Source organism: Polaribacter sargassicola (assembly GCF_021991835.1).
Classification (GTDB): Bacteria; Bacteroidota; Bacteroidia; order Flavobacteriales; family Flavobacteriaceae; genus Polaribacter; species Polaribacter sargassicola.
Genome location: NZ_JAHDAU010000257.1, coordinates 1 through 260, shown reverse-complemented (window position 1 = coordinate 260; position 260 = coordinate 1). Strand labels below are relative to the sequence as shown.

Sequence of the window (260 nt, the reverse complement as noted above, 5' to 3'; positions counted from 1 at the left end):
CTTTTATAAACATCAATACTATAACTTAATGTTTGAAAAGTATAAAAACTAATACCCACAGGTAAAATTATGTTTAATGTGTTTGCTTGTATTTCTGATCCAAAAAAGGAAAAAGCAGTTATAAAATTTTCTAAAAAGAAATTATAATATTTAAAGAAACCCAAAAAACCTAGATTTACAGAAATACTTATCCAAAGTAAAACTTTTCTTCTAACATTATTTTCTTCTCGTTTTAATTGTCTTCCTATTGTATAATCTAC

The 260-nt window shown here is 23.1% G+C and carries 1 pseudogene; it reads right to left on the bottom strand.

What is annotated here, in order from left to right:
* Nucleotides 1-260, bottom strand: a pseudogene (locus KI686_RS16730) (MBOAT family O-acyltransferase); the annotation flags it as partial.